Here is a 17,298-nt window from a genome sequence, read left to right as displayed (position 1 = left end):
TTACCACTTATTGTTTATGCAATATTTGGAATAATATTAGCAGTAGTTTTCCTAATCAAAAATGAAATTAATTTTTACTATAAGTAATATTATCTCAAAAAAAGCAAATAATATTTTTTTTAGAATGAGTTATTATGATACAATATTAGAATAGGAAAGAGTTTAATATAGGGATGTGAATCAATGAACATACTTTTAGGCTTAACAGTTATAACTTTAGTTTTAAATATACTTTTTTCTTTATCATTAGTGTTTATAGAAAGAAAAGATCCTACAACAACATGGGCATGGATCTTAATATTAATGATTTTACCTGGCCTTGGATTTGTGATTTACATCATGTTTGGTCAAAATCTAAGCAGGCAAAAGATTTTTAAAGAAAAAATAAAGTTTGATGAAAAGAAGAGAAAGAACTTAAACGATACATATAAATCCAATAGACACGGTCATGATGGCGGAGAAAAATTTGCTGATTTAAGGAGGCTAAATTTTAATAATTCTGGCGTAAAATACACTACTAATAATAAAATTGATGTATATGTAAATGGAAAAGAAAAATTTAGTCAGTTAATTGAAGACATAAAAAATGCTAAAAAGTTTATTCATGTTGAATATTATATATTTAGAGGAGATACTATTGGAAAACAGATACTTGATGAACTAACTAAGAAAGTTAAAAGTGGATTAGAGGTTAGATTGTTATTAGATAGTATGGGATCACGCAAGCTAAGAAAAAAAGTTCTTAGGGAATACTTGAATGCAGGTGGGAAGTTTTCACTGTTTTTTCCAGGAATTTTACCGCATATAAATACTCGTATAAATTATAGAAATCACAGAAAAATAGTTGTTATTGATGGTCAGTACGGCTATGTTGGAGGTTTTAATGTTGGAAAAGAGTATATAAGTGAGGATCCAGAAGTTGGTTTTTGGAGAGATACCCATGTAAGAATAGAAGGAGAAGCAGTTAATGCATTAAATGAAAGATTTTTACTGGATTGGTGCCATGCATCTGGTGAAAAAATAATTGATTATAATAAATATGCAAAAGAATTCAAGAAAGACTTAGGGGATGTGGGAATACAGATTGTAACTAGTGGTCCGGATCACAAGGAAGAATATATAAGAAATGCTTATTTAAAATTAATTAATAATGCTAAGAATAATTTGTATTTGGAAACTCCATATTTAGTCCTTGATTCGCCAATATTGGAATCATTAAAAATCTCTGCATTATCAGGAGTAGATGTACGGATTATAATACCGGGAAAACCAGATCATTTCTTTATGCAGTGGGCAGCAAGTTCTTATGTGGGAGAATTATTAGAAGCTGGTGTTAAAATATATAGTTATCAAAATGGATTTATTCATGCAAAAACCATAGTAGCTGATGGGTTAGTAATGAGTATAGGAACAGCTAATTTAGACATTAGAAGTTTTAAGCTTAACTTTGAAGTTAATGCATTTATTTATGACGATAGAATTGCAAAGGATGGAGAAAAGCAGTTTATAAAGGACATGGAGTGCTCAGAAGAGATAACTAGGGAAATATACGATGGTAGGAGTTTGTCTCTCAAAATTAAAGAGTCCTTAATTAGATTGGTATCGCCTATATTATAGAATAGAATAGGAAATTTAAAATTATGATAAAACCACTCTTTTACTTAGAGAAATAAAAGAGTGGTTTTATATGTCTAAGTATTTTATCTAATATGTACTAAATAAACGAGTTTTAAAAAATTTTCATGAAACCTAAATAATTATTTTTACAAAATTGCTAGCGTTATGGAAACTTTTTCTTAACTGAGTATAATTTAATATATAAATTTAATAATAGAAGTGAATAGGAGAAATATTTAATTCATTAGGATTGGAGCATTATATGAAAAGCAAAGAAAAGTTTTATTATTCCCTGACTACTTATATAAATTATGGAGTAACGAGTATAGTGACTACTTTTTATGTGCCATATTTGAATCAAGTAGTTGGATTATCATTAAGTGAAGTTGGAACTGTAGTATCTATAGGAGCATTATTTGCAATTCTTTCCCAGCAATTTTTAGTAAGTAAATTTTCGATGAGAAAAAACAAAAAAAGATTTATTATCATACATTTATGCGCACTTATTGGAATGATAGTATTTTTAATGTCTGTTAACAAGACTATCATATATTTTTATGCAGCTCTTTATGGAATTATAGTACAAACAATTGGAAATGTATATGAAGTATATGTTGAGGAAATAGCAGTTAGAAAAAATGTAGAGTATTCAGAAATAAGAAAATGGGGATCCATAGGATTTGGGTGCGTAGTTTTATTAAGTGGAACTATAATTTTAAAATATGGATTTAAAACTATGCATATAATAGGAATCATAATGTCATGTATAGTTATATTATTAATAGCTATGAAGTTTAAAAATATTGAAGCAGATGGAAATCCAAATAGGGGAAAATTAATTGCTGTATTTAAAAATAAAAATTCAGTAATTCTCGGAATAATTAATATCTTAATCATAGGAACGTATACCGCAATAGAATTTGCATATTCAACATATTTAATTGAAATAACGGGGAATGAGGATCTAGCTAACTCTATATATAGTAAATCAATATTTTCAAGGGTATGCGTTGAATTTATATCATTCATGCTTGTAGGAAAGTATCTAAAGGATAAAAAGCCTAAGAAATATTTAATAATAGCATTTCTTATAGGAACTACTAGAATACTTTTATTTTCAACAGGTTCAATACCTTTAGTTGTTTTAGGCGATCAATTACATGGTCTAATGTATGGTTGTTATTTAACATTTTTATTTAAATACATAAGAGAAGTAGTTGATGACGAACTAGTTGCTGGTACATATTCATTTGTTAGCGTGCTGGGATCAGCAGGAGCTAACTTTGTATATCCACATATGTTTAGTACAATCCAAAGAAATTTTGGATATACTGCAATGTATCTGGTTGGTTTCTCAATTATGGTAATTTCTTTGCTAGTTTCTATTAAGATTCTTCCTAAGGGCAAACAATCCATTAAGCAATTATAATTAGCGTTTAACTAAAAAAGCATCTAGTATTTAGGTTTTTTTTTATAAGGATTTAACCAACTAATATATCTATATAGGAGTTTTATAACTAGATTTTTAGAATAAATGCTGTAAAACTAAAATAATAAGGTGAAAAAAATATATATTAATTATTGAGTTAATATTAATAAAAGTACAATATATTTAATTATTTAATTACAAAATGCAACATTTATTTGAAAAGTGTTAATTTGTATTGACAATTAGATATAGTTTGTTATAATGATAAAAAGATTAAATGTAAATATTGTAATTAATGTTCGTGAAAATAATTATTAAATTTAGAAATGGAGAAAATCATGGAAAAGGATATTGTAAAATCAGTTATGCAAAAATTTTATAGCTTTTTTTATTTTACATTCTGGGGCTTTTATTTTAGCGCTGGCTATTTATTTTGCAAAAAACTGAAAAATACCTTTTTAATGAGTTTTTTATATTTTATATAAGTTTGTAATATATATCAGCATTGATATTTTATGGAACTCATTATACATGAGTTCCATTTTTTTTCGCAAATAATTAAACATCTGCAAGGGGGCAATATAAAATGGTAGTAATATTAAAGCAAAAAGCAAAGCAGGAAGAAATAGAAAGATTGACAAAACAACTAGAAGCAAAGGGTGTTTCAGTGAGCTTAGTTGTTGGATCAGATGTTAGTATCTTAGGATTAGTTGGGGATACAAGTGCAATAGATCCTTCAGTTGTAGCGGCTAATGGAATAGTTGAAAGAGTTATGAAAGTTCAAGAACCTTTCAAAAAAGCAAATAGAATGTTTCATCCAGAAGATACAATAGTAGACATTAATGGAGTTAAAATTGGGGGAAAGAAAATAGCAATGATTGCAGGTCCATGTTCTGTTGAAAGTGAAGAACAAATCATTGAAATAGCAAAAGAAGTTAAAGAAATTGGGGCAAATTTATTAAGAGGCGGAGCATTTAAGCCAAGAACTTCACCGTATGCGTTTCAGGGAATGAAATATGAAGGATTAGAGCTTTTAAAAAAAGCAAGAGCAAATACAGGATTGCCAATAGTTACAGAGCTTATGTCTCCTTATGATATAGAGACATTTGTTGAAAATGTAGATGTAATTCAAGTTGGTGCTAGAAATATGCAAAATTTTGATTTGTTAAAGGAACTTGGAAAAACTAACAAGCCCATATTATTAAAAAGAGGTTTATCAGCAACTATAGAGGAATGGTTAATGTCAGCTGAATATATTATGGCTGGTGGTAATGAAAATGTAATTCTGTGCGAAAGAGGAATAAGAACATTTGAAAACTATACAAGAAATACTTTAGACTTAAGTGCAGTACCTGCTGTTAAAAAATTAAGTCACTTACCTATAGTAATTGATCCGAGTCATTCTGCAGGAAAGTACTGGATGGTTGAACCTCTAGCAAAAGCAGCGGTTGCAGTTGGAGCAGATGGACTTATTATTGAAGTTCATAATGATCCAGAAAATGCATTATGTGATGGTCCACAATCAATAAAGCCAAGTAAGTTTGCAAAACTTATGGAAGAGTTAAAAGTTATTGCAGCGGCTGTTGGAAGAGAAATATAAATTTATTAAATTAAAGAACAGTCGGCATTAACAATTACTCATTACAAGTATCTAAAAGATAGAAAAGAGTTATAACGTAATCTTAGTCATGATGCTAACTGTTTAAGTAAAAGAGGAGTGTTGATAAATGGAAGATTTAGTTGTTGAACTTGGTGAAAGAAGTTATCCAATCATAATTAAAAAAGGATTAATTGATGAAGTAAATCTGGAAATCCAAAAAGTTTTTAAAGGTAAAAAGATATTTATACTAACTGATAAAAATGTAGGTTCTCATTATGGAGATAGGATAAAATCATGTTTAATTAAATCAGGATATGATGTTAAGCTAATGGAACTAGAGCCAGGTGAGGAAACTAAAGCGTTTAGTACCCTTCCTTTGATATATAATGAACTATTAGATTTTAAAATTACAAGAAGTGACTTGATTATAACTTTAGGCGGAGGAGTAATTGGAGATCTTGGAGGATTTGCTGCATCAACTTTCTTAAGAGGTGTAGATTTTGTTCAAATACCAACTTCACTTCTTGCTCAAGTTGATAGCAGCGTAGGTGGAAAGGTTGCTGTAGATTTAGAAAGAGGTAAAAATTTAGTGGGAAGTTTTTATCATCCTAAATTAGTTTTAATAGATCCAAATGTACTTGAAACTTTAAGTGAAAGATTTTTTAGGGACGGAATGGCAGAGGTTATTAAATACGGATGTATAAAAGATAAGGAATTCTTTTACTTTTTGAAAAGCTTAAAAAATAAAGAAGAGGTTATGAACAATATAGAAAAAATTATCCACAAATGTTGCTTTATAAAAAAATGCGTTGTGGAAAATGATGAAAAAGATACTGGAGAGAGAATGCTGCTAAATTTTGGACATACACTAGGTCATGCCATAGAGACATATTATAACTTTAAGAAGTTTACACATGGGGAAGCAGTAGCTATAGGAATGTATGAAATAAGTAAGATTGCAGAAAATAAAGGATTAACTGATCAAGGCGTTAGTGAAGAGATAAGAGAGATACTAGTGCAATACAATCTTCCTTATGAAGTTGAAATAGATGATAGCTCGGAAGTTTTAGATACAATAGCATTAGATAAGAAAAATATTGATAATGTATTAAAAGTAGTATTATTAAGAAATATTGGAGAATCATATTTAGAAAAAACAAATGTAGAATTTTTTAGTTAATGATGTATATGAAAAAATAGGTTAGCAAGCAGATATGTTATTTTTGAGTATGTCTTAAGCAATGAATAAAAAAGTGAGGTAAAATCATGGGGAACTTAAAAATTTATCCTGGAAAATTAAGTGGGGAAGTTAAGATACCACCATCTAAAAGTATGGCGCATAGAGCAGTAATTTGCGCAGCTCTTGGAGATGGTGTTAGTAAAGTTACAAATATAGATTATTCTGATGATATTATTGCTACAATTGAAGCAATGTCATCATTGGGAGCTAAAATAACAAAAAAAGAAGATTATCTGGAGGTTTGTGGAATCAACAGCCCAGAAAATATTAAAGCTAATTCAGTTAAGGAACAAAGAACTATAGATTGCAACGAGTCAGGATCAACTCTTAGATTTTTAGTACCTATAGCAGCTTTATTTGATGGAGTTAATAGATTTGTTGGAAGAGGTAATTTAGGGAAGAGACCATTAGACACTTATTACAAAATTTTTGATGAACAAGGAATTAAATATTCTTATAAAGATGGTATTCTTGATTTAAAGACTGAAGGAAAATTAAAAGCTGGAGAGTTTAAGATGGAGGGGAATATTAGCTCACAGTTTATAACAGGATTATTATTTACGCTTCCTCTTTTAGATGGAGAATCTAAGATTGTAATTACAACAGAAATGGAATCCAAAGGATATATTGATTTAACTTTAAGAGCCATTAAAGACTTTGGTGTAGAAATTATAAACAATAATTATGAAGAATTTATTATAAAGGGAAATCAAATTTATAAGAGTATAGATTACAGAGTTGAAGGTGACTACTCACAAGCAGCATTCTTCTTCTGTGCTGACGCACTTTCAAGCAATATTGTGCTTAATGACTTGAAACTAGATTCTCTTCAAGGGGATAAAGAAGTAATTGACATATTACAAAGAATGGGACTGAAATTGAATAATAAAGATAATGGTTTAATTGGAAGCGCAAGTCTTGGACTTAAGTCTACTATAATTGATGGCTCTCAGTGTCCAGATATAATTCCGGTAGTATCATTAGTTGCTGCATTAAGTGAAGGAACAACAGAAATTATAAATGCAGGAAGACTTAGAATTAAGGAATGTGATAGATTAGCAGCTGTAACTTCAGAGCTTAATAAATTAGGTGCTAAAATTATTGAAAAAGAAGAAGGATTGATAATTGAAGGTGTAAAGGAGCTTAAAGGAAACGTGGAAGTTTGGAGTCATAAAGATCATAGAATAGCAATGACTATGGCTATAGCATCAATCATGTGTAAAGAACCTATTATACTTAAAGATTATGAGTGTGTGTCAAAGTCATACCCGCAATTTTGGGATGATTTTAAGAATTTAGGAGGTGTGTTTGATGAGTGGAATGTGGGGGAATAAATTAAAGGTTTCTATATTTGGTGAATCTCACGGAGTTGGGATTGGAATTACAATTGATGGGCTTCCTTCAGGCGTTGAGATTAATCTTGAAGAGGTTATGAAAGAAATGGCAAGACGTGCGCCAGGAAAAAGTAATTTATCTACAGCTAGAAAAGAAGCAGATGCACCAGAAATTTTGAGTGGGTTCTTTGAAGGAAAAACTACAGGTACTCCTCTTTGCGCAGTAATTAGAAATTCAGATATGCGTTCTAAGGATTATGGAAAACTTAAAGATTTGATGAGACCAGGTCATGCGGACTATCCAGGTTTCATTAGGTATAATGGATTTAACGACTACAGAGGCGGTGGATCTTTTTCGGGAAGAATTACTGCGCCATTAGTATTTGCTGGGGCTGTATGTAAGCAGGTGTTAGAAAGTAAGAGAATTAATATAGGAGCCCATGTTAAGAGTATTGGAGATATCCACGATAAGAGTTTTTATGATATAGAATTAAGCAGAGAACTTTTAGAGGAATTAAAAACAAAGGAATTACCACTTTTAATTTCAGAAAAAGAAGAAGAAATGAGAGAGACAATTTTGAAAGCAAAAAAAGAACAAGATTCTGTAGGTGGAACTATTGAATGTACTGTTCTTGGAATAAATCCGGGAATCGGTAATCCGTTTTTTGATTCAGTTGAATCAACTCTAGCTCATCTTATGTTTTCTGTCCCAGCAGTTAAGGGAATAGAATTTGGAAAAGGCTTTGAAATGAGCAAATTAAGAGGATCTGATTGTAATGATGAATACTATTATGACGGTAATAAAGTAAAAACTTACACAAATAATAATGGTGGAATTACAGGTGGAATAACAAATGGAATGCCAATATTATTTAAGGTTGGAATAAAGCCAACACCATCAATATCAAAAATTCAAAGAACGATAGATATTGCAGAAAAAAAGGAAGCAGAGCTTGTTATTGAAGGTCGTCATGATCCTTGTATCGTGCAAAGAGCTGTTCCAGTAATAGAAGCTGTAACCGCAATTGGAATACTCGATTTAGTGCTTTAGTAATAAAAAATTATAATTCTAAGTCAATGAATATATAGTTTTTTTATTGCAAATAGTGTATTAAGAAAGCAAAGTGTTAATTTGAATGAGTTAAGGTGCATTAAAGAAATTAAATATTTTTTAATTGTTCCTAAGTAAGGAGAAATGAAATGGCGGCTATAGATGATTATAGAAATAAGATTGATGAAATAGATAAAGAGATAACAAGACTTTTTGAAGAAAGAATGGATATAGTAATAAAGGTAGGAGAATATAAAAAACAGAATAATTTACCTGTTTTCAATAAAGCTAGAGAAGATGAAGTTATTGAGAAGAATATAGGATACCTTAATAATAAAGATTATGCCGAAGGGCTAAAACAATTTTTCATTAATATTATGAATATTTCTAAAGATTTAGAAGATAAAGAAGTAAAGGAAGATATAAGAGCTACGACTATAGATAAGTTTGAAGAAAAAAATGCGAAAAGTGACAGTAAAGTTGGCTTTTATGGTGTTGCAGGATCATTTTCAGAAGAAGCAATGATTAAGCATTTTGGTAAGAAAGATGATGCTAAGGCGTATGATGAATTTGAGGATGTATTTTTAGCAGTAAAAAATGAAGAAATTGATTATGGAGTTTTACCAATTGAAAATTCTTCAACTGGTGCTATTTCACAGGTTTACGATCTCTTATATAAGTACGGATTCTATATAGTTGGAGAAGAGTGCATTAAAATAGATCAAAATCTAATTGGGATTAAAGGAACAAAATTAGATAATGTTAAAGAAGTATATTCACATCCACAGGGGTTTGAACAAAGTACTGATTTTTTAAAAGAATATAGCAATTGGAAAAAGATACCTTTCCATAGTACTGCGGATAGTGTTAAACTTGTTAGTGATTTACAAGATATGTCAAAGGTTGCTATTGCAAGTAAAAGGGCAGCTGATATATACAATTTAAGCATAATAAAAGAAAATATAAATAATAGAAGAGAAAATTCTACAAGATTCATAGTTATATCAAAAGAATTAGAATTAAATAACAGTTGTGATAAAGTAAGTGTTGTATTTTCTCTTGAGCATAAAGCAGGTACTCTATATAAATTATTAAGACACTTTGCAGAAAATAATATAAATATGATGAAGATCGAATCAAGACCTATGGAAAATGGAGCGTGGAAATATTTCTTATATGTAGATTTTGAGGGGAATCTTGAAAATGAACAAGTTAAAAAGGCATTGAATTTAATCGAACAAAGCAGTGCGTATTTTAAACTTATTGGTGGATACAGGAAATACTGCTAAAAGGGGGGGCATTAATTTGGAATTTTACGGATTAATAGGAGAAAAGTTATCTCATAGTCTTTCACCTAAAATTCATAATACGCTTTTTAAAGATTTAAAAGTAGAAGGGGCATATAAGCTTTTTGAAGTTGAAAAAGAGAATTTAGGTAAACTTATAGAATCAATAAAGCTTCTTAAAATAAAAGGAGTTAATGTAACTATTCCTTATAAGCAAGATGTAATGGAATATTTAGATTTTATATCGGATGAAGCTAAAAAAATAGGAGCAGTAAATACTATTTATTTAAAAGATAATAAGTTATATGGGTACAATACAGATTATTATGGGTTTGGAACTATATTAAATAATAATGAGATTGTTATAAGAGATAATGTTGCGATGGTTCTAGGAAATGGTGGAGCGGCTAAGGCTGTTATTACTTACCTTTTAGATCATGGCATTAAAAAGATTTACTTAGTTTCAAGAAAAATCAAAGGGAATTCTGCAGATAAAGATGAAAGAATAGAATTTAAAACTTATGAAGAAATATCAGAGATAAAAGGTGATATTTTAATTAATACGACTCCGCTTGGCATGTACCCTAAAGTTGATGATACTCCTGTTAATGAGGATATAATAAATAACTTTAATTCATTAATAGATATAATTTATAACCCGAGGGAGACAAGGTTCCTAAAAATAGGGAAAAATTCAAATAAAAAAGTATGTGGTGGTATTGAAATGCTAGTAGGGCAAGCTATAAAGGCGGAAGAAATATGGCAGGGATGCCAATTAGACAATGAACTAACTCAAGGTTTATATTCAATATTTGAAAATGAATTTAAGTAGGTGGCACATATGAAAAACAAAGTAGTATTCATTGGAATGCCTGGATGCGGAAAGAGTACAATTGGCAGATTGGTAAGCGAAGAATTAAAAATTAACTTTATTGATATGGATAATTATATTGAAAATATGACATCTAAAACGATACCTGAACTTTTTGAACACGGAGAGAATTATTTTAGAGATTTTGAATCTTTAGCTTGTAGAGAATTAGCTAAAGAGGGAAAGGCTATAATTTCTTCAGGTGGTGGAGTAGTAAAAAGAAAAGAGAATATAGACATATTAAAAGAAGAATCGTTTATTATTTTTATTGATAGACCATTGGAAGAACTTTTAGGAGATGTGGATATATCAAAAAGACCTTTACTTAAAGAAGGTAGGGAAAAAATAATTAAGTTGTATGAAGAGCGCTATGAATTATATAGATTATGTGCAGATAAAATAATTAGAAATGATAGAGAAATTGGAAATATAGTTAATGAAATAAAAGAAGTTATTCTAGATAACTTGGAAATGAATTAAGTATATAAGATGCAATAATAAACTTATTTTTGAAATTCTAGTAAGCCAAGTACTAAACTAGAAGAAAGTGTAGAAACCCAGTTGCAATGTACATATATATGTTATGTTGAAAATCTTACATTGTAATCTTATAGAATTAATATAATTTACTATCACAACTTATGTTGAGAAAACTCGCTAACTAAATAATTTATTGTAATATACATTATAGTTAAAAAAATATAAATGCTGAAGGGAGGGAGTATTAATGAAGATAATGGTAATAAATGGGCCAAATTTAAATATGGTTGGAGTTAGAGAAAAAGGGATTTATGGAGCTAAATCTTTTGAAGATATATGTGAGTATATTAAAGAAGAAGGCAAAAAAAGAGGACATGAAATAACTTTATTTCAGAGTAATTGTGAAGGTGAAATAATTGATGAACTTCAAAAGGCATACTTTGAAAATTATGATGGGATAATAATAAATCCAGGAGCTTATACTCATTATAGTTATGCAATTCATGATGCAATAAAAGGAATAAATATTGATACAGTAGAAGTGCATTTGTCCAATGTGCATGCGAGAGAAGATTTTAGAAAGAAATCTGTAACAGCACCCGCTTGTATAGGACAGATGTGTGGATTTGGAGAAGATGGATATATATTAGCTATTAAGGCGCTAGAATTGAAAAAGATGTCTAAATAGTTTATATTATATATAGGAAGCTCGGCCTACTCTATTAGCTGAGGAGAAAGTTCTCAATTAATTTTGGAGTTGAGCTATCTATTTGTAGTACAGAAGTATAGTAGAAAAAAGAAAAGTAAAAAATTAAAAAGTAGTACAGGAGGAGATTAAGATGATAATTATTATGAACCCAAAAGCAAGTGAAGAAGATGTAAGGAAGGTAAAGGCGGTAATTGAATCAAAAGGATTAGAAGCCCATCTTTCTAAAGGAGACACATATTTTATAGTAGGAGCTGTTGGTGATACTTCAATATTAGATCCTAAAAAATTACAAGTATTAAAAGGTGTGGATAGGGTTATGAAGGTTCAAGAACCTTTTAAGAAAGCAAACAGGATATTTAAGCCTGAAGATACAGTAGTTAATATTGAGGGATCAATAGTTGGCGGTGGAAGACTTGGAATAATGGCTGGACCGTGTTCTGTAGAAAGTGAAGAACAAATTGTTGAAATCGCAAAAAGAGTAAAAGCAGCGGGAGCTAACTTTTTAAGAGGTGGGGCATTTAAACCAAGAACTTCACCTTATAGCTTTCAAGGTTTAGAGCTTGAAGGATTAAAACTTTTAAAAACAGCAAAACAGGAAACAGGACTTCCTATAGTAACAGAACTTATGTCTACTGATTACTTAGATACTTTTGTTGAAGAAGTGGATATGATTCAAATTGGTGCTAGAAATATGCAAAATTTCGATCTATTAAAGCAAATAGGTAAAACAAATAAACCAATACTATTAAAGAGAGGTTTATCTGCAACTATAGAAGAATGGCTTATGTCAGCAGAATATATCATGGCAGGTGGAAATGAAAATGTAATTCTTTGTGAAAGAGGAGTAAGAACATTCGAAACTATTACAAGAAATACATTAGATTTGCAAGCAGTTCCAGTAATTAAGAAATTATCACATTTACCTATAATTGTTGATCCAAGTCATGCAGGAGGTTATGCTTACTTGGTAGAACCAATGGCAAAAGCAGCAATTATAGCTGGGGCTGATGGACTTATGATAGAAGTTCATAATGATCCTGAAAATGCACTAAGCGATGGACAACAATCACTTACTCCAGATCAATTTGATGTGCTAATGAGTAAAGTTAAAGCTGTAGCAAAAATTGAAGATAAGCAAATCTAATTCTATATAAGGGAGCTATAGATATGAAAATAGTAGTTGTAGGTCTTGGAGTAATTGGGGGATCATTTACTATGGCTTTAAAAGAAGCTGGGTATAATGATGTTTATGGAATAGATATTAATGAAGAATCTTTAGAAAAAGCTAAAAAACTTGGATTAATAAGAGAAGGCTTCAAAAACGGAGAAGAAGTAATTAAGAGTGCAGATTTTATAATTATTTCATTATATCCTAGATTAGTTAAGCAATTTATTATAGATAATAAAAGCAATTTTAAAGATGGTGCAGTAATAACGGATGCTACTGGAATTAAAAAAATGTTTATCGAAGATATTGTAAATATATTACCGGAGAATATAGATTTTGTTTTTGGCCATCCAATGGCAGGACGGGAGAAAAAAGGAATAGATTTTGCAAGTAGCCAAGTTTTTAAAGGTGCAAATTATATTTTAACACCGGTTTCTAGAAATAAAGAAGAAAATTTAAACATGGTAGAAGATCTGATTTATAAAATTGGATTTAAAAGAGTTAAAAGAATAACTCCAGAATATCATGATGAAATGATTGGCTACACAAGTCAGCTTCCGCACTCATTAGCTGTAGCACTGGTAAATAGTGATGTTGAAGGAAGAGAAACAGGAAGTTTCATTGGAGATAGTTATCGAGACCTAACAAGAATTGCTAATATAAATGAAGATCTTTGGAGCGAACTTTTCCTTGGAAATAAAGAGAATCTATTAAAAAGCATTGAAAATTTTGAAGTAGAGTTGGATAAAATAAAAGATGCAATAAAAGATGATGACAAAGAAACTTTAAAAGAGATATTTATAAAGTCTACAAAGAGAAGAGAGAAGCTATAAATAATAGACGATATATTTGTTATATAAGATTATAACAGATATATCGTCTATCTTCTTTATTCAGTAAAACTAGACGAATGAGATTGAATTCATAGAGTGTGAATAAAAATAATATTATTTAAATGTAAATGATATAACATATTATTGATAAGTGATATATAGTGTTATATAATTGAGTACAGGAGAGTAATTTATATTAATAAAGTAAATAGCAAAATAATTATTAATATAGTTAGGGGGAGATTACAATATCGTTTTTTATAGGAATAGATATAGGTGGTACAAATTTAAGGGCAGCAGTTATATCCAAGGAGGGAGGTATAGTACAGATATTTAAAGTTGAAAACGAAGTGCAAAAGGGGGCAGCTTATAACTTAAATAAATTAGTTAATCAAATAAAGGGACAATGGAGCAGTTATGAAATAGAAAAAGTGGGAGTAGGTGCACCAGGACCATTAGATTTAAAAGTAGGTAAATTATTAAACCCTGTTAATTTAAAAGGATGGGAAAACTTTAATATAAAAGAATATCTAAGTGAGAAATTGGGATTACCTGTTCAAGTTAATAATGACGCTAATGTAGCAGGGCTTGCAGAAAGTTTAGTTGGAAGTGCTAAAGAATGCGAATCGGTATTTTATATAACGGTTTCTACTGGAGTTGGCGGCGCATTAATTATTGATAAGAAGATTATAAATGGAGCACATAGTCAAACAGCAGAAATCTACAACATGATAATAAATGAGGACAAGTATAGTCACGCAGGTACAAATAAAGGCGGACTTGAAGGACAATGTAGTGGTGTAAATATAGCTAGAATAGCATCAGAAGCATATGGAAAAACATTAAGCACAAAGGAAGTGTTTGATCTGTATAAAAGCAATGATGAAAAGGCTGTCCAGGTAATAGAAAAATGGATTAAGAATATTTCAATTGGTATAGCTAATGTGATAGCTGTAGTAGATCCAGAAACTGTAGTTATTGGTGGAGCAGTATTAATATATAATACTTACTTGCTACCTAAAATTATTGAGTGTACTAAGACTAAGGTTTCAGATCCATCTATTGTTGATATAAGAATAGCGCAAATTGGTGATAATGCAGGCCTTATTGGTGCCGCAATGTTATAGAAGAAAATACTATTTTATAAATATTTAACGTATGGAGAAAATAACATAATTTAAATAAAGAAATCTAGGAGGCATAAGATGAGTATACAATTCAAGTTCCCAGAAAACTTTTGGTGGGGATCAGCAACATCAGGTCCACAAAGTGAAGGACGATTTAATAAAAAGCATGATAGTGTATTTGATCATTGGTTTGATATAGAACCAGAAGCATTTTTTAATGGAGTAGGCCCTAATGTAGCATCAAACTTTTATAACAGCTATAAAGAAGATTTAAAATTGATTAAAGAAATAGGTTTAAATAGTATTAGAACATCAATTCAATGGACAAGATTAATAAAAGATTTTGAAACTGGAGAAGTAGATGAAGATGGTTTAAGATTCTATAATGCTGTAATAGACGAATGTATTGCAAATGATATCCTTCCAGTTATGAATCTACACCATTTTGATTTACCAGTTGAATTATATGATAAATATGGCGGATGGGAATCAAAACATGTAGTAGATTTATTTGCATTGTTTGCAAAGAAGTGCTTTGAGTTGTTTGGAGATAGAGTTAAACATTGGACAACATTTAATGAACCTATGGTTGTAGTTGAAGGTGAATATTTATATCAATTCCATTATCCAAAGATAGTTGATGGGAAAAAAGCAGTGCAAGTTTTATATAATCTAAATTTGGCATCAGCAAAGGCTATAAAAGAGTTTAAAGAATCAGATTGTAGTAAGAATGGTGGGAAGATTGGTATTATTCTTAATTTAACGCCTTCATATCCAAGATCGCAAAATGAAGAAGATGTAAAAGCAGCTAAATTCGCAGAAGATTTCTTTAACAATTCATTTTTGAATCCAGCTATAAAAGGTGAGTTTACAACAGATTTAGTTGAAGTTTTAACCAAAGATAATGTAATATGGGAATCAACAGAAGAAGAATTAGAAATAATAAAGAACAACACAATTGACTTCTTAGGTGTTAACTATTACCAACCAAGAAGAGCAAAAGCTAAGGAAGAAAAATTCGACGATTCAAAAGGTTGGATGCCTAATAAGTATTTTGACGATTATGAAATGCCTGGAAGAAGAATGAATCCATATAGAGGATGGGAGATATACCCACAATGTATGTATGATATAGCGATTAATATAAGAGATAATTATAACAACATTCCATGGTACATATCTGAAAATGGTATGGGAGTTGAAGGGGAAGAAAAATATATAAATGCAGATGGAGTTATAGAAGATGATTATAGAATAGAGTTCTATGAGGAACATTTATCATATCTTCATAAAGGGATAAGTGAAGGATCTAATTGTTTTGGTTATCATACATGGACTCCAATCGACTGTTGGTCATGGGCTAATGCATATAAAAATAGATATGGATTTATTGCTGTAGATTTAGCTACTCAAAAGAAGACAATTAAAAAATCAGGAAGATGGATTAAAGAAGTAGCAAAAAATAACGGATTTTAGATAGAAAATTATATTTAACAATCAAATGGCTGTCTCAAAACAATAATCTTGAGACGGCTATTTGAATTATATTATAACTAGATTTAAATGTAGAGGTGATTTTTCAATGAGAAAATTTATGGTTTTTGATATAGGTGGGAGCTCAGTAAAATGGTCTGTAATTAACGAAAATGGAGAATTTATTGAAAATGGGAAGTTTAATGTTCCAAGTGATAAAGAAGAGTTTTTTTCTAAGTTATCAATAACAACCAATGAAATGAAGGGAAAATTTGACGTTAAAGGAATTGCAATAAGTGCTCCAGGAGCAGTTGATAGTGAAAGTGGATTAATAGGAGGAACAAGTGCTATTCCATATATACATGGGCCTAACTTTAAAGAGATTTTAAATGAAAAGACAAATTTAAACGTTGAACTTGAAAACGATGCTAATTGCGCAGCACTTGGGGAATGTTGGCTTGGAGCTGGGAAGGACAATAAAGATTTAGCATTTGTTGTATGTGGATCGGGTATAGGTGGAGCAATAGTTAAGGATAAGAAGATTCACGGTGGCGTTCATAAGCATGGAGGAGAATTTGGCTACTGTTCAATAATCTGTGAATTAGAGGGACAACTTAAATTTGCTAGCTGGAGCAAGGTTGGATCTACCACAGCATTAGTAAGAAAAGTTGAGAAATTAAAGGGATTAGATGAAGGAAGCCTTGATGGGGTTAAAGTTTTTGACTTGTGTAATAATGGAGATGAGATAGCAATTAATGAAGTTAATAAATATTATTTTATAATGGCAGCAGGAATATATAACATTCAATATACTTATGATCCAGAAGTTATTATTTTAGGTGGAGCAATAAGTGAAAGACCAGAATATGTTGAGGAAATAAATAAGAGAATCGACATACTTATGAGCAGTTATTTGGAAGGAAAAATAAAACCAGTTTTAAAAACATGCGTATTTGGAAATGATGCTAATAAACTAGGTGCATTATGTAATTATCTTCAAAGAGAAAAAAATCTATAAATTACAGTAGTAAATTATTTATAATGACTGAGCTATCTTAAAAGGAAAGTGATTCTTAGATG

Annotated in this window: 15 protein-coding genes; all 15 read left to right on the top strand. The window is 30.1% G+C overall.

The window, feature by feature from the left end; all coding sequences use genetic code 11:
* The first annotated feature begins 183 nt into the window (after positions 1 to 183).
* The 15 genes from cls (at position 184) to KEC93_RS22855 (ending at position 17,236) form a co-directional block, all read left to right on the top strand.
* Positions 184 to 1,617, top strand: a complete 1,434-nt coding sequence (gene cls / locus KEC93_RS22925) for a cardiolipin synthase (RefSeq protein ID WP_023973933.1) — start codon at positions 184 to 186, stop codon at positions 1,615 to 1,617.
* A gap of 262 nt (positions 1,618 to 1,879) precedes the next feature.
* Entirely contained in the window at positions 1,880 to 3,046 is a 1,167-nt protein-coding gene (locus KEC93_RS22920; protein WP_023973932.1) for an MFS transporter, read from the top strand.
* A 586-nt stretch (positions 3,047 to 3,632) separates the two neighbouring features.
* Complete coding sequence (gene aroF / locus KEC93_RS22915) at positions 3,633 to 4,646, top strand: 3-deoxy-7-phosphoheptulonate synthase (RefSeq protein WP_039769916.1); 1,014 nt, start codon at positions 3,633 to 3,635, stop codon at positions 4,644 to 4,646.
* 127 nt (positions 4,647 to 4,773) lie between these two features.
* The gene (aroB, locus tag KEC93_RS22910; protein ID WP_017211222.1) at positions 4,774 to 5,826 is read left to right on the top strand and encodes a 3-dehydroquinate synthase; all 1,053 of its coding nucleotides are present in this window, start codon (positions 4,774 to 4,776) and stop codon (positions 5,824 to 5,826) included.
* An 86-nt stretch (positions 5,827 to 5,912) separates the two neighbouring features.
* Positions 5,913 to 7,220, top strand: a complete 1,308-nt coding sequence (aroA, locus tag KEC93_RS22905; protein ID WP_039769919.1) for a 3-phosphoshikimate 1-carboxyvinyltransferase — start codon at positions 5,913 to 5,915, stop codon at positions 7,218 to 7,220.
* Positions 7,198 to 8,271, top strand: a complete 1,074-nt coding sequence (aroC, locus tag KEC93_RS22900; protein ID WP_077867893.1) for a chorismate synthase — start codon at positions 7,198 to 7,200, stop codon at positions 8,269 to 8,271. Before aroA ends, aroC begins: the two co-directional genes overlap by 23 nt.
* A 149-nt stretch (positions 8,272 to 8,420) precedes the next feature.
* The gene (pheA, locus tag KEC93_RS22895) at positions 8,421 to 9,560 is read left to right on the top strand and encodes a prephenate dehydratase (RefSeq protein WP_077867892.1); all 1,140 of its coding nucleotides are present in this window, start codon (positions 8,421 to 8,423) and stop codon (positions 9,558 to 9,560) included.
* A gap of 16 nt (positions 9,561 to 9,576) precedes the next feature.
* Positions 9,577 to 10,389, top strand: coding sequence for a shikimate dehydrogenase (gene aroE / locus KEC93_RS22890; RefSeq protein WP_077867891.1), 813 nt, complete (start codon positions 9,577 to 9,579; stop codon positions 10,387 to 10,389).
* A 9-nt stretch (positions 10,390 to 10,398) separates the two neighbouring features.
* Positions 10,399 to 10,908: a shikimate kinase gene (locus tag KEC93_RS22885; RefSeq protein WP_012060727.1), complete on the top strand. Its 510-nt coding sequence runs from the start codon at positions 10,399 to 10,401 to the stop codon at positions 10,906 to 10,908.
* Between the two features lie 247 nt (positions 10,909 to 11,155).
* Positions 11,156 to 11,596, top strand: coding sequence for a type II 3-dehydroquinate dehydratase (gene aroQ / locus KEC93_RS22880; RefSeq protein ID WP_012060726.1), 441 nt, complete (start codon positions 11,156 to 11,158; stop codon positions 11,594 to 11,596).
* A 151-nt stretch (positions 11,597 to 11,747) separates the two neighbouring features.
* Positions 11,748 to 12,761 carry a 3-deoxy-7-phosphoheptulonate synthase gene (gene aroF, locus KEC93_RS22875; RefSeq protein WP_012060725.1) on the top strand — a complete coding sequence of 338 codons (1,014 nt, stop codon included), beginning with the start codon at positions 11,748 to 11,750 and terminating at the stop codon, positions 12,759 to 12,761.
* A gap of 23 nt (positions 12,762 to 12,784) precedes the next feature.
* Positions 12,785 to 13,618, top strand: coding sequence for a prephenate dehydrogenase (locus KEC93_RS22870; RefSeq protein WP_023973922.1), 834 nt, complete (start codon positions 12,785 to 12,787; stop codon positions 13,616 to 13,618).
* Positions 13,619 to 13,866: 248 nt separating this feature from the next.
* Entirely contained in the window at positions 13,867 to 14,745 is an 879-nt protein-coding gene (locus KEC93_RS22865) for an ROK family protein (protein ID WP_077867890.1), read from the top strand.
* A 78-nt stretch (positions 14,746 to 14,823) separates the two neighbouring features.
* Positions 14,824 to 16,221, top strand: a complete 1,398-nt coding sequence (locus KEC93_RS22860) for a 6-phospho-beta-glucosidase GmuD (protein WP_023973920.1) — start codon at positions 14,824 to 14,826, stop codon at positions 16,219 to 16,221.
* Positions 16,222 to 16,327: 106 nt separating this feature from the next.
* On the top strand, positions 16,328 to 17,236 hold the full coding sequence (locus tag KEC93_RS22855) for an ROK family protein (protein WP_023973919.1): 909 nt from the start codon (positions 16,328 to 16,330) through the stop codon (positions 17,234 to 17,236).
* Positions 17,237 to 17,298 lie beyond the last annotated feature (62 nt).

Origin of the sequence: Clostridium beijerinckii (assembly GCF_018223745.1) — a bacterium.
Lineage (GTDB): Bacteria > Bacillota > Clostridia > Clostridiales > Clostridiaceae > Clostridium > Clostridium beijerinckii.
The sequence above is the reverse complement of the archived record's forward strand: the minus strand, read 5'-3'. Positions and strand labels throughout refer to the sequence as shown.